The organism is Paenibacillus contaminans (assembly GCF_003285015.1).
Taxonomy (GTDB): domain Bacteria; phylum Bacillota; class Bacilli; order Paenibacillales; family NBRC-103111; genus Paenibacillus_V; species Paenibacillus_V contaminans.
Map to the genome: position 1 here is coordinate 208,521 of NZ_QMFB01000002.1, position 12,918 is coordinate 221,438.

General features: G+C 52.1%; 10 protein-coding genes. 4 read left to right on the forward strand and 6 right to left on the reverse strand.

Going from position 1 to position 12,918, the window contains the following annotated elements:
* Positions 1-298: 298 nt before the first annotated feature.
* From yhbH to DQG23_RS05220, 4 genes are all read left to right on the forward strand, one after another.
* The gene (gene yhbH, locus DQG23_RS05205) at positions 299-1,447 is read left to right on the forward strand and encodes a sporulation protein YhbH (RefSeq protein ID WP_113029753.1); all 1,149 of its coding nucleotides are present in this window, start codon (positions 299-301) and stop codon (positions 1,445-1,447) included.
* A 9-nt stretch (positions 1,448-1,456) separates the two neighbouring features.
* Positions 1,457-2,881, forward strand: a complete 1,425-nt coding sequence (locus DQG23_RS05210) for a SpoVR family protein (protein WP_113029754.1) — start codon at positions 1,457-1,459, stop codon at positions 2,879-2,881.
* Positions 2,882-3,148: 267 nt separating this feature from the next.
* Positions 3,149-3,406, forward strand: a complete 258-nt coding sequence (locus DQG23_RS05215; protein ID WP_113029755.1) for a hypothetical protein — start codon at positions 3,149-3,151, stop codon at positions 3,404-3,406.
* Positions 3,396-3,770 carry a retropepsin-like aspartic protease gene (locus tag DQG23_RS05220; RefSeq protein ID WP_113029756.1) on the forward strand — a complete coding sequence of 125 codons (375 nt, stop codon included), beginning with the start codon at positions 3,396-3,398 and terminating at the stop codon, positions 3,768-3,770. The genes DQG23_RS05215 and DQG23_RS05220 overlap by 11 nt, the downstream gene beginning before the upstream one ends.
* 1 nt (position 3,771) lies before the next feature.
* On the opposite strand, the gene DQG23_RS05225 is transcribed toward DQG23_RS05220, so the two are convergent.
* From DQG23_RS05225 to DQG23_RS05260, 6 genes are all read right to left on the reverse strand, one after another.
* On the reverse strand, positions 3,772-4,509 hold the full coding sequence (locus DQG23_RS05225; RefSeq protein WP_113030017.1) for an NAD-dependent deacylase: 738 nt from the start codon (positions 4,507-4,509) through the stop codon (positions 3,772-3,774).
* 1,035 nt (positions 4,510-5,544) lie between these two features.
* Entirely contained in the window at positions 5,545-6,768 is a 1,224-nt protein-coding gene (locus DQG23_RS05235; RefSeq protein WP_113029758.1) for an NAD(P)/FAD-dependent oxidoreductase, read from the reverse strand.
* Between the two features lie 232 nt (positions 6,769-7,000).
* On the reverse strand, positions 7,001-9,622 hold the full coding sequence (locus DQG23_RS43380; protein WP_113029759.1) for a winged helix-turn-helix domain-containing protein: 2,622 nt from the start codon (positions 9,620-9,622) through the stop codon (positions 7,001-7,003).
* A gap of 191 nt (positions 9,623-9,813) precedes the next feature.
* Complete coding sequence (locus tag DQG23_RS05245) at positions 9,814-10,944, reverse strand: DUF3900 domain-containing protein (RefSeq protein ID WP_113029760.1); 1,131 nt, start codon at positions 10,942-10,944, stop codon at positions 9,814-9,816.
* 183 nt (positions 10,945-11,127) lie between these two features.
* Positions 11,128-11,499 carry a response regulator gene (locus DQG23_RS05250; protein ID WP_113029761.1) on the reverse strand — a complete coding sequence of 124 codons (372 nt, stop codon included), beginning with the start codon at positions 11,497-11,499 and terminating at the stop codon, positions 11,128-11,130.
* 281 nt (positions 11,500-11,780) lie between these two features.
* Positions 11,781-12,914, reverse strand: coding sequence for a response regulator (locus DQG23_RS05260; protein ID WP_238177756.1), 1,134 nt, complete (start codon positions 12,912-12,914; stop codon positions 11,781-11,783).
* Positions 12,915-12,918: the final 4 nt, after the last annotated feature.

A 12,918-nucleotide genomic window follows, 5' to 3' on the forward strand; every position in this document is an offset into this window, starting at 1 on the left:
CCGTTCCAGTCACATATCCCCGTCCCCGGTGAATATATTTGATAACAAGCACTTTTTTTTCGTTGTCCCGACCACCCCTACCATTGACCTTAAAATTACTTGTCATAGCGCTGGTGCCTACCCAAAACGTGCACGCAAGCTCGCACATCACAGCTTGCCGCTACTAAGCCGAACTCCTTCAGCAAATGCCGGCGTATGCTTTCGAAGTCGTTTTGTTTGCACAAACCAAGCAGCAAGTCTGCGACTTGCCGCTTACGAAGCTGCGTTTCTTCCAGAAACACTTCAGGAGGTGTCTCGCATGACGAATCCATTGTTTATCGTTTCCCGTGAAGATTGGTCGCTTCATCGCAAAGGCTATCAGGACCAAACGCGCCATCAGCAAAAAGTGCGCGAGGCCATCAAACAAAACTTGCCCGACCTCGTTTCCGACGAAAGCATCATCATGTCCGACGGCAAACAAATCGTCAAGGTCCCGATCAAAAGCCTGGACGAATACCGGTTTCGTTACAATTACAACAAAGCGAAGCACGTCGGTCAGGGGGATGGCGAAAGTCAAGTCGGCGATGTGTTAGGCGTCGATCCGCAGCCTGCGCCCGGGGCCGGCAAAGGGGAAGGAGCCGGCGATCAGCCGGGGGAAGACTACTACGAAACCGAAATCAGCATGGAAGAGCTGCAAACGATGCTGTTCGAAGAGCTGGAGCTGCCGCGACTGCAGCAGAAACAGAAGGAAAAGATGCAAACGTCGGACATCGTCTTCAACGACATCCGCAAGAAGGGGATTATGTCCAACATCGATAAAAAGCGTACGATCATCGAAAACCTGCGCCGCAACGCGTTTTCCGGTCATCCGGGCATACACGGCATCACCCCCGAGGATCTGCGCTTCAAAACATGGGAGGAAGTTCAGAAGCCGCATTCCAATGCCGTTATTCTCGCCATGATGGACACATCGGGCTCGATGGGAAGCTTCGAAAAATATATCGCCCGCAGCTTTTTTTTCTGGATGACCCGTTTCCTGCGCACCAAATACGAGCATGTCGACATCGTCTTTATCGCGCATCATACCGAGGCGAAGGAAGTGACGGAGGAAGAATTTTTCACGAGAGGCGAAAGCGGCGGCACGATTTGCTCGTCTGCTTATCAGAAAGCGCTTGATATCATCGAAACGCGTTATAATCCGCTGAACTATAACGTTTATCCGTTTCATTTTTCGGACGGCGACAATTTGACCTCGGATAACGAGCGCTGCGTCAAGCTGATCGACCGGCTGCTCGAATCCAGCAACATGTTCGGCTACGGAGAAGTGAACCAATACAACCGCAGCAGCACGCTCATGTCCGCTTACCGCAGCATTCACAATCCAAAGTTTCAATACTGCATCATCCGCGAGAAGGGCGAAGTTTATAAAGCGCTCCGGACGTTTTTCATCAAAACGGAAGCGAATTGAGGTGGCCGCATGTATCCGCACGAGATCAAAGAACTGGAAAAAGCAATAGCGGAAATAACGGAAATCGCTACGGGCTTCGGGCTCGATTTTTATCCGATGCGTTACGAGATATGTCCGTCGGACATCATTTATACGTTCGGCGCGTACGGCATGCCTACCCGCTTCAGCCATTGGAGCTTCGGCAAAACGTTCAATAAAATGAAGACCCAATACGACTTCGGCCTAAGCAAAATATACGAGCTGGTCATCAACTCGGATCCCTGCTACGCCTTTCTGCTTGACGGCAACTCGCTGATCCAAAACAAACTGATCGTCGCGCACGTCCTTGCGCATTGCGATTTTTTCAAGAACAACGCCCGCTTCTCGCGCACGAACCGCAATATGGTGGAAAGCATGTCCGCAACGGCCGAGCGCATTCGCCAGTACGAAATCCAATACGGTACGGAGCAAGTAGAGACATTCCTTGACGCCGTACTCGCCATTCAAGAACATGTCGACCCGAGCATGTTCAAGCCGTACCGCTATGCGGAAAGAAAAAAACGGCCTGATGACGGGACAGATACGAACCGGAACGGCAAGCCATTGACCGGCTACGAGGATTTATGGGATCTCGACGTGCATGGGGGGGCCGACGACGATGAGGAGGTCAAACGGTTCCCTCCGAAGCCGGAAAAGGATCTGCTTTGGTTTATCGAGGAATATTCCCCTCATCTGGAGGAATGGCAGCGGGATATTTTAACCATGCTGCGCGACGAAATGCTGTATTTCTGGCCGCAGATGGAAACAAAAATCATGAACGAAGGCTGGGCTTCGTACTGGCATATTCGCATCATGCGGGAGCTCGATCTGACGACCGAGGAAACGATCGAATTTTCGAAGCTGAATTCCGGAGTCGTGCAGCCGTCACGCCATAGCTTGAATCCCTACTACCTCGGTCTGAAAATATTCGAAGACATCGAGAAGCGCTGGGATGAGCCGACGCAGGAGGAGAAAGACCGCCACGGGCGAGTAAGCGGAGATGGCCGCAAAAAAATATTCGAGGTCCGCGAATTCGATTCGGACACCTCCTTCGTCCGCAGCTATCTGACGAAGAAGCTGGTCGAGGATTTGGATTTGTATGTATTCGAGAAGAAAGGCGCGGAGTGGAAAATAACCGATAAAACATGGGAATCGATCCGCGATCAATTGGTTTACTCGCGCGTCAACGGCGGCTTCCCGTATATCGTCGTCGAGAACGGCGACTATGACGGCAACGGCGAGCTTTATCTGAAGCATCACTACGAGGGCATCGAGCTGGATTTGAAATACGTCGAAAAAACGCTGCCTTTCGTGCAGAAGCTGTGGCGCAAGACGGTCTACCTTCAATCCGTTGTCGAGGATAAGCCGGTATTGTTCAGCTTCGACGGGAAGAAGCATAATCGGAAGTTTTTGTGAACGTATAAAGTCCCGCGTCACGATTCACGTGATTCGGGACTTTTTTCTGCTCAACCTGAGGCGACTAAACTTCTTAGCTTTCCGTTCCGAACGAATCGTCAACCAGCCTGTTGATGCAACTCTTTTAAAATGAGTCTGATCTCGGCTTCGGTTATCGTTAAAGGGCTGCCTGCAAACTTATGAAGTATTGTTGAGAGGAGATCAATGATTGCATGATATCTGATATAATAGAAAAAAGTGTATGTATACGAAGCGGAGGTGTCAGCCATGCAATGGGAAGAAGTTCGCAAAATTTATCCCGATCAATATGTAAAGCTGCAAATCCTCGCATCCCATACTGAAGGAAATATTAAATATGTGGATGAGGTTGCCTTAATTAAAGCGATCCAAGATCCCCAAGAGGCAACCCGGGAATTGCTTCGTTCAAAGGACGGTATCATCGTATCCCACACCTCGAATGAAGAGCTAAACATTGAACTCCGTACACTTAGAGGCTTACGGGGAGTCGTCCGATATGAAAATTGATCTCGTAGATGGACTGCTGCAAACCTCGATTATCATTAATTACAAAGGACAGGCCTTGACCATTGACAAACTAGTCATAGATACCGGTGCTTCCCACACCCTGCTATCCGCCGATGTTGTAGCTGATATTGGTGTATATTTTGAAACCGGAGACAAAATCGTTAGTGCCTTCGGCATCGGCGGCGAGGAAAGTTGTTTTAGAAAGTCGTTTGATGCTGTTACTTTAGGAGACTTCCAGATTAAGGACTTTAATCTCGATGTTGGCACTTTGCACGAGATGCTTGAGATTAATGGACTTCTCGGATTAGATTTACTTGTGGCGGCAAACGTAGTACTTGATTTATCGGAACTAACAATGTATTAAATTATCTCGAGTTTCCTCGTACACTCCTTATTTCTTCATCCGCTTCCCGCAAAGTTTCACCTATGGAACGATTGATGACCAAATCCGCATATCGATCGGCAGGGGTCGGGTCGTGGTTGATAATGACCAGCTTTGCGCCGCGGTTTTTGGCCAGCCTGGGGAACTGGTTAGCGGGACTTACCTGTAAGGAATAGCCAAGTACGATAAAAAGCTCGACACCTTCCATAAGGCTATCGGCTAGACGAAACGAAGCTTCCGGAAGCATCTCGCCGAAAAGTACGACATTCGGTCTTATAAACCCTTCGCAACTGCACGAAGTCATCTCACGGGGCTTTAAATACATCTGAGATTCATACTGCTTATTACAATTCATACAACGCAGCGTTCCAAGATCTCCGTGCAGTTTTGCAATTCGGGCAGTGCCCGCTTGCTCATGATAATTTTCCACATTCTGCGTGATTACGCCGCTGATCCATCCTTTTTTCTCCCAGCCTGCGAGTATATGGTGCCCATCGTTAGGCAGATGCGAGTTCATCTCTTGAATACGCCACTGATAGAAACGAACGAATTCCGATCGGTTCGAATCGATGGCTTCGATGTCGGCAAGCTCAATAGGATTTCGGTTATTCCACATTCCTCTGTCGGCAGAACGAAAGTCTTGCAGTCCGCTTTCAGTGGACATCCCTGCGCCGGAGAAAATGACTGTGGAGCTTGATTCCAAAAGCAGCTTTGCTAGCAAAACACTCACCCCATTCGTTAAAAAAAGCCCGGTCCATATGCTTCTGTTCGGCAAATGAATAAGCAGTTCTTTCGTTTCCGCTTCTCCAAAAAGCCGTTTGAAAATAAAATCGTTTGGTGGCTTAAAACGCTTATGCTTCCTTGGTGATACTCCCGTTCATTATAACATTTTCGGAGCATATAGCACATTATATCAAACATACGTTCTTATTTATTGCGTTATTATGTGAATTTTTAGGGGCCTGAAAAGAGATGGCTATCATTCAAAAAAGGTATGCCTACCATTGTCTACGATACTAGGCCTTCAAAACGTTCTCCGGTACGCGAAACAATGTCCCCAAAAATGAAAGTTTCCTTCTAATTCCGACTGGTGGTGAGGGGCATCATTGTCAGGTTAAGCGACTGCAGCTCGCTTCGTTTGTTCGGCTTTATTTGCCGCTCGCTCGAAACCACGTGCCAATAGGCAAGGGACTGCTGGAGTCCGAATTTGCCCACTTGAAGAGAAGAAGAACGCGCGGTGCAGTGCTGGAGTTCGATTTTACCTACTTGGAGTGAGGTTTTTCACGTTGAGATTGTAAAACCGCTCTGTAAGCAGGTGTTGTCGGACTGGAGAGGTAGTCAAGGGCCATTCTCCTGCTCCAATTGGGCAAAATCGAATTGCGGGAGTGGCACTTTCGAAAGCGGAGAGAAGTAAAGGAAGTGCCGGTTCATCATGGCCGCACAGATGCAGCAAGAGAGAACATGAAGCCGCATGTTGGGATCGGAAAAGGGAAAAAAGCCGCGACGGACGACGGAGATGCGGGGCGGCTACCCTGGCAACATTAGGGGGGCTTGTTTCGTCACAAAATCGCTTCGCATCATTTCCTAGACCGTACAGTAAAATGGCTGCCCGGAGCATGTACTCAAGACAGCCTAGCTAATTGGAACAAGCCTCGCATTATGCGCCTCATTCCCGGCGGAATTGACCATTGACGAATCCGGCTCGGTATCTGGAACAAATCCCGCTCAATACCGGAATTACGCCGTTACCGGCCTGCTAAGACAGCTTCTTCATCGCCAATGCCTGAAAATCCTCCAGCTCGAAAGCGTAATTGTAGATGCCGAAGAAAGGCGGAATTAAATCCGGATTGGCCTCTACCAAACGGTAAACCGCCATTTGCTCTTCCGTAAACGGCACATTCACGGAAAATTGGCAGCCCAGATGGAATCGGGACATCAGCTTGCGCTCCATTTCCTGCTGGTACGTTACGGCCAATTCGTCCCAGCTGCCGTTCCAATCGTCTTTGCCGGCGAGTATTTCGGCCAACAGCCGGGCGCCGAACAATGCGTCATGCATCCCTTGCCCGATCGTCGGATCCTTAAAGCAAATCGCATCGCCGACGAGCGCCCAGCCTTTGCCCATTCCCCGGTACCAATGATTGTCATAGCCGTGCAGGCCTTTGACATGCTCCGCCACTTTCGAGTGAGCCAATCCCTGCTGCAGCGTCGTTCCGGCAAAATCGCGGTCGATCAGCTCGCGTATGCCGGCTTCCGCATCGGTTTGAAACCGCTCCAGCGTCCTCTTGTCATCCATCGGAAACATGGTCCCGAATACATATAAGTTATCGCTAGTCGGAAATACGATCGCGTAATTTCCATTTTTCCTGTAAAATTCGAGACCGATTTCCCCTTCCTGCTTGTAGTTCGAGAGATAGCACACATAAGAAGCATATCCGGTCGGAACGCCGATCAGCCTCTCGCTGTTCGCCAACCGGCGTACCGCCGATAGCCGGCCGTCGGCGCCAACGACAAGCTTGGCGCGGTATTCCTGCCGATTCCCGCTCCGATTCTGCCCGATAACGCCTGCCACGGTATCGCCCTCCATCACCAGCTGCGACACTTTAAAACCTTCCATGACGGTTACCCCCGCCTGGGAACGGGCATGCTCAAGCAAAATGCCGTCCAAATGCGTTCTGCGGATGCAAAGGCATCGCGTCTCGCCGTCTACCTCAGGGAAGCGCCCGTCGATGACGGCGTCCTCGAACTCGATTTTGGCCCGCCGGTATACCGGCGTATTCGTCTCCAGCAGCTTGTCGAGAACCCCCATATCCTTCAGCATTAGCAGCGAATTGTTGAAGAAATTATGGGTGGATAACGTATCGCTGGGAAACTCCGCACGATCCAGAAGCAGCACGCCGAAGCCTCGCTTGGACAGCTCGTAAGCAAGTGTTGAACCCGCAAGCCTTGCTCCTACAATAATAACGTCATACGTATCGTTCATTACTATCGCCCTCCCATTAGGTAAGTATCTCAAAGCCCGGAGTATTCCTCCGCCATCGGACCGAACCCTTGAACCGATTGTATCAAGCGGGGGAGAAGCCGAAGTCTATCGAAAGATATAACTGGAGGATATATCTTTTGCGCAAGTACTTTATAGATGAAAAAATAAATGCTTATCATTCCAAAAATCAAAAAAAACGAACCGCCTTAGTCAGCGATCCGTTTCCGTATGTTCATCGTATGATTCCAGCCTGCTTCGCGGCCCGCAGTGCTTGAACGCGCCCCTTAGCCTGAAGCTTCGCGTAGATGCGGTGCAAATGCAGCTTTACCGTTCCCTCCGTCAAAACTAGCTTGGCCGCGATCTCCTTGTTGGATAAGCCTAAGGAAAGCTGTCTCAGCACCTCCGTCTCCCGTTCCGTCAGCGTGTGAACGCCGGCCCGCATCCCGCGTGATGGTTCATCCGTATCACGGCTCGGCTCACCTGCGGCCGATAGCACCTTACTCACGTAATCGAGCGAAACACCTTCCTCATTCCCCGGCATCTCCCCTTTTCGGCGAAGCTCCGCGTAGCTGCGAAGCATCGGCAGGAGCAGAGCGCCTTCATCGGCAAATGTGCGCAAATATTGCTCCGTCTCGCCTAGCGTAAGCGCCTCGTGCAGCTCCTTTAAGCCGTCCCGCTCGATGCTTGCCCGCTCCCGATAACGGCAAATCGCAAGAAGCAGCTTGCTTTCCACGATCCCCAGCGTCCGTCCTGCAGCCGTCGACGACCGGAGGAGACGTTCGGCGGTTCCGAGCGCTTCCGCGAATCGCCCTCTCCACAGCAGCATGCGGATCCGCGACAGCGTTTCGAATTGCTCATGAACGGGGATTTGCGTATGCTCGTTAAGGGGCCGGCGCGACAGCCAGCGATCGACGCCTTCTGCGTCCCCTTTCGCCGCCAAGCAGCGGACCAAGAAAGCGTCCAGCAAACCGTACCAATGGGACGCATCTTTCCCCATTCCAAGCAGCTTCCCCATTGCGTCGCGCACAATGCGGATTGCGCTCTCTATATCCGCTTCCGCCATCTTCAAGCGCGCCATCGTTACTGTAGCGGGGACATATGCGCCGAGACAGCCGCGCTTCTCCGCCGTTTCCATTGCGGCTGTTGCGCAAGCGGCAGCCCGTTCGAGATCGTTCATCTCGTAATGCAGCTCGCATACCGCCGCAAGATGATAGGCGCTGTAGCTGGAATCCTGCATGCCGTTTTTGGCGAGAAATTCCCCATACAGCCGGTGATAGGCCTCCGTATGCCCGAGCCTGCCGCAAAACCCGTAAAGCCCCCCGATCAAAGGAACGACGCCTTCATTCATTTCGATAAAGCCGAACATGATTTCGGATTCATCCAAAATATAATGCGCCTCTCGTTCGTTAAGCCGCTGCAACAGCTCGTAGGTGCCTTCAAAGTTGCCTTCCATAAGCGTGCTCATATTGGCAAAAATAATCGCATCCTCACGAACCTTCGCGATCAGCCGTTTATCGCCGCTATCCCTGAGCCTCTCCTGCGCCTTGGCCAGCTTTGCCAGATTCAGCTTCGTCCGCTCGAACTTGCCTGTCAGCAAATCGGCCCAAGCATGGATCAGCAGCGGCAGCGGCTTCTCCGCAACCGCAGAAGGCAGCTGGCGAAGCCAGCGGTAAAGCGTCGCAAACTCCCTTCGCTTCAGGAGCTTTACTGCGCATTCGGGGAGCAGGTCACCGGCGCGTTCGAAATCGCCTGCCAGCAGTGCGTGATCGATCGCCTCCTCGAGGCAGCCGTTCCGGTCAAACCAGTCGCTTGCTTTTGCATGCAAACGGATGATCTCATCTGCGGCTTCCTGCTTCAATCTACTGCGCAAAAAATCGCCGAAAAGATGATGGTATCGGAACCAATACCGCTCGCCGTCAAGCGGAATGACGAATAAATTGGCCTGTTCGATGTGCCCGAGCAGTTCTGCCGCCGCGTCCGTCTCCGTAACCGCTGCGCATAAATCGGCATTCATTCGCCCCAGAACCGACGTCCTGATCAAGAAATAACGGACCGCCTCCGGCAGCTGCTCGATCACTTCCTCCATCAAGTAATCGACGAGATATCTGTGATTTCCGTTAAACTGGTTCAACGCCCAGCCGTGTCCGTTCTGTCGGGCAAGAGCGGCGAGCTGGATGCTTGCGATCCAGCCTTCCGTGCTTGACGCAATCAGGCCTAACTCTTCGCCGGAAGGCGACTCGCCCATATACCCGGTCCAGAAGGAGCCGATCTCATCCGGACTGAACTTCAATTCTCCGATGCCGATTTCGTTTAGCTGTCCTTTTGCACGCAGCATGGCGACCGGGATCGGCGGTGTTCTCCGGCTGATGATGCAAACATGGATCGATACGGGCAGACTCTCAAGGAAATAACGGAGTGAGCGGTGTATTTCGTCGGCTTCCACCAGATGGTAATCGTCCAGAACCAGCACCATCGGCTCTTGAACGGCGGCCAGATCGTTAACGAAAATCGCGATCAGCTGCTCGACCGAAAGCGCTGCCGGCGATTGCAGCAGCGACAGCGCTTTTTGGCCGACGCCAAGTCCTCCGCCCCTGCAAGCAGCGATTACGTAGCTCCAGAAACGCTGCAAATCGTTCTCCCCCTTGTCGAGGGATATCCAGCCGGAAGGACAGGACAAACGGCGAATCCAATCGCCGACAAGCGTCGTTTTGCCGTATCCGGGGGGAGCCGTAACGGTAGTCAGCCTGCATTGCAGCGTACGGGACATCTTGGCCAGCAGGCGCGGTCTCGCAATGAAATTCGGCGGGTTATTCGGGGTATAAAGCTTTGTGGATATCAATTGTTCGGCTTTCAAGAAACCATCCACCCTAACATGCACCGTTTTCCTCTTTTTACCACGAGGATCAAGTATTTGTAAATCCTCCGGAAGACCGAAAATGGAACTAGAAAAGGAGTTGGCCGCTGATCAGAACGACGCAAGACGCGCCGCATTCCACCCTCGGAAGCGACGCGCTGAAAGCTTAATCAAGCGTTTGAGGGCAAGCCCTACCAAGGCGGGCTATCGTCCGTACCGCCGCCGTCGCCGCTCTCGTAACGGTTGACGGCCGCTTGATCGTCCCGCTTCTTGATGCGGCTGACGACATCTTCCAAATCTTCGGGGTGCAGCAGCTCGATCGGCGATACGCCCTTATCGAATTGCAGCGAATCGCCGACGACGATCGCCGCATAGCGGCCGTTCAGCCGCGCGATGAACACATTTTCGCCGAACTGCGCCATCTGCCCTTTGATCGCGACGCCGTCCAGCTTGAAGGCCATTTCAATATCGGGCTTATGTTCGATGATGCGCTGCGTCGCTTCGACTACCGTATCGTGCGTCCATTTTTCCTGCAGCTCGCGCTTCTCGCTGGCCGCCCAAAACTCGAGGCTCTGCTCCTCTTGCTCGCGTTCCTCGCTCTGCGCGCCCTGCCACTTATCTTCCATATATTCCTGAACCATCGTCATGACCTGCTCGTTCACGATGACGGGAATCGCTTTTTCGTAATCGATAAATTTGAGAAAATCTTCGAAATATTTGGCATGGGACGCCTGATGTATTTTCAGCTCCCATTCCTCCAGCGTGCCTTCCTCCGGCATATGCGGGTATTGGATCGATTTAATGTTTCTCGCGTTAATCGCCATCTGCACGCTCTTAATGAGGCTGTGCTCGTCTGAAATCGAGGCGATTTTGGGCTCGAAGTCGCATTTCATGACGAAAACGAACGGCTCGTCGAAATATTTGTTCAGCTTGGCCGAAGCCACGACGAACGCGCCGCCGCGAACCGAGCTCGTTTCCATATAAGCGCGCACCAAATCGTCGCTGCACGTATGAAACTGCTCTTTCGATTCCGCTATGCGGAGCCGCTGAAGCAAATTATAATTCGGATTGCTTGTCAGCTCGTGCCCGGGCTCGACGATAAACCTTCCGATTTTGGTCGGCGCATTTTCCGTATTCGGATTTTTTTCCACTTTGCGCTTGCAGATGCGGGCGAATTCGCCGTCGAGAAACTCCTTGATCTCGCTTTCGTAGTAAGATTCCCTGTCCAGCGTCTGATAGTGCTTGTAGTTCTTGGCGGATTGGGCGTCCTGGCCCTCCGTCTGTATGACGATAAATGAAAGAAACTGTACCGAAAAATCCATGTTGACGCTCCCTATCGCAATTTCTGCCGAACGTTAAGTCCGCCTTCCAGTATACCAGATTTAGCGCATGACCGAAGCCGGTATTCTGCAAAAATTGTAACGGGTTACCCGGACATACAAAAAAACGCCTCTATCCGGCAACCGGACGAACAGCGTCGCTCTGCAATGCGGAAAGCCCTGTATTTATCCGTTCTCAACCGGCAGCAGATGACGTACGGCAAGCTCCAGACGTTCCTTGATCAGCGGCTTTACGATAAAATCTTTAGCCCCGATCGCGATGGCGTGCATGACCATTTCCTTCCTCCCGATCGCCGAGCACATAATAATATTGGCGCGACGGTCGAGCGCGATCATTTTTTTGGCAGCCGTAAATCCGTCCATATCCGGCATCGAAATGTCCATCGTCACGAGATCGGGGCGCAGCAGCCCGTAATGCTTTACCGCATCTTCGCCGTTTCCCGCTTCCGCCACTACTTTAAAATCCATCGTTTCAAAAATACCGCGCAATATTTGCCTCATAAACGCCGCGTCATCCACAATCATGACCGTATGCATGTCCATCCCTCGCTTAGCCGTATCCAAAATTCATTGACATTAGGAAAAATTGTACAATAAGCCAATGAACAAATTCTGAACACATCTATCAAGGATGAACGATCATGCCCCATCAAGGCACAGGCTAGGATGAAAATTAGGCGCGGCGATCGAGCATTTTTCGTAAAAACGGCTTTGCTGCCTTCTGAGGGGAACGATCTGGCCGAAATCTTGATTCAGATATAAAAAACAATCGGCGCCGGCCGTCAGGCTTGCTCCGATTGCGGATCTTTTCCGTTCCGTTACTGCCGTTTCTCTTGCCAAATCCGATACCAATTCAATACTTCGCCCTTAAGGGGAACGCCATACTCCTTAAGCAGCATGTCCGTAAGCAGCGCAACCTGCCGTTCCACGCCGTGGCGATCGCCGATGGCATCATAAAGCCGCATTAGCGAAAAATAGCTGTTTTCCGCATGAGGGCTTAGCTGCTGCATCCGTTCTTGAAGCGCAATCGCTTCGACGAAGCGGCGGCTCGCCGCAAGCTGCTCGGAAACCTGCTCGGCATGCTTTAAGCAAATAATCCGCAAACGTTCCCGTTCGCTCTCGGCCCACAAATAATCGTACTCGGCCAAGAAGTCGCCGCGGTAAAGCTCCAGCAATTTCAGATGAACCGGCAGCGTATTTTCCGATAGAGCCGGCGCTTCGCGAATGCTTCGTTCCCAAACGAGCACGTCCAGCTCCGCACCGTTCAAATCCAGCAAATACCCTTCGTCGCGGTTATCGATTCGGATCGTTACCCCGATCGCTTCTAGCGCTTTTCGCATTTGGTAGACGGTCGTATACAGCTGGGTAAGCCCCTTCTTCCAATCCGCATCGGGCCAGAGCAAGTCCATCAGCGTCCCTTTGCGGACAGGCTGACCGCACCTGTAGAGCAAGTAGGCGAACAGCTCCTGAGCCTTGGCCGTCCGCCAGCGCAGCGATTGCGGCTCGCCGCGATCGACCTCGATTTGCAGCGTTTGGAAGCAGCGAATGAAAACAGGGCTGGCGGAAAATTCGTTCACCTGCGGGCGCTGCTTGCGAACGTCGATCAGCCGCTGCAGCGTCTTAACCAAACGGTCGCGCTTGACGGGCTTTAGCACATAATCAAGCGCGTTTACTTCAAAAGCCTTGACCGCATATTCGTCGTAGGCGGTCACAAAGACGATATCCGCGCTGGGCACATCGTTATTAAGCTGCTCTGCGGCCTCGATACCGGTCAGGACAGGCATGTTGATGTCAAAAAAAACAACGTCGGGCTGCTCTTTGCGCGCCGCTTCAAGAGCCAGCAGCGGGTCGCGGTATTTGCCTATTACCTCTACTTCGCTTTGCTCGCAAAGCAGTTTTTCCAAGCTATCGAGCGCCAAACGCTCGTCATCCACAAGAATGGCTCTCATCATGTTC

Bases quoted from the DNA above. Each gene is read 5' to 3' on its own strand.
- yhbH (WP_113029753.1), top strand. From the start codon at position 299: ATGACGAATCCATTGTTTATCGTTTCCCGTGAAGATTGGTCGCTTCAT.
- DQG23_RS05210 (WP_113029754.1), top strand. From the start codon at position 1,457: ATGTATCCGCACGAGATCAAAGAACTGGAAAAAGCAATAGCGGAAATA.
- DQG23_RS05215 (WP_113029755.1), top strand. From the start codon at position 3,149: ATGCAATGGGAAGAAGTTCGCAAAATTTATCCCGATCAATATGTAAAG.
- DQG23_RS05220 (WP_113029756.1), top strand. From the start codon at position 3,396: ATGAAAATTGATCTCGTAGATGGACTGCTGCAAACCTCGATTATCATT.
- DQG23_RS05235 (WP_113029758.1), bottom strand. From the start codon at position 6,768: ATGAACGATACGTATGACGTTATTATTGTAGGAGCAAGGCTTGCGGGT.
- DQG23_RS05245 (WP_113029760.1), bottom strand. From the start codon at position 10,944: ATGGATTTTTCGGTACAGTTTCTTTCATTTATCGTCATACAGACGGAG.
- DQG23_RS05250 (WP_113029761.1), bottom strand. From the start codon at position 11,499: ATGCATACGGTCATGATTGTGGATGACGCGGCGTTTATGAGGCAAATA.
- DQG23_RS05260 (WP_238177756.1), bottom strand. From the start codon at position 12,914: ATGATGAGAGCCATTCTTGTGGATGACGAGCGTTTGGCGCTCGATAGC.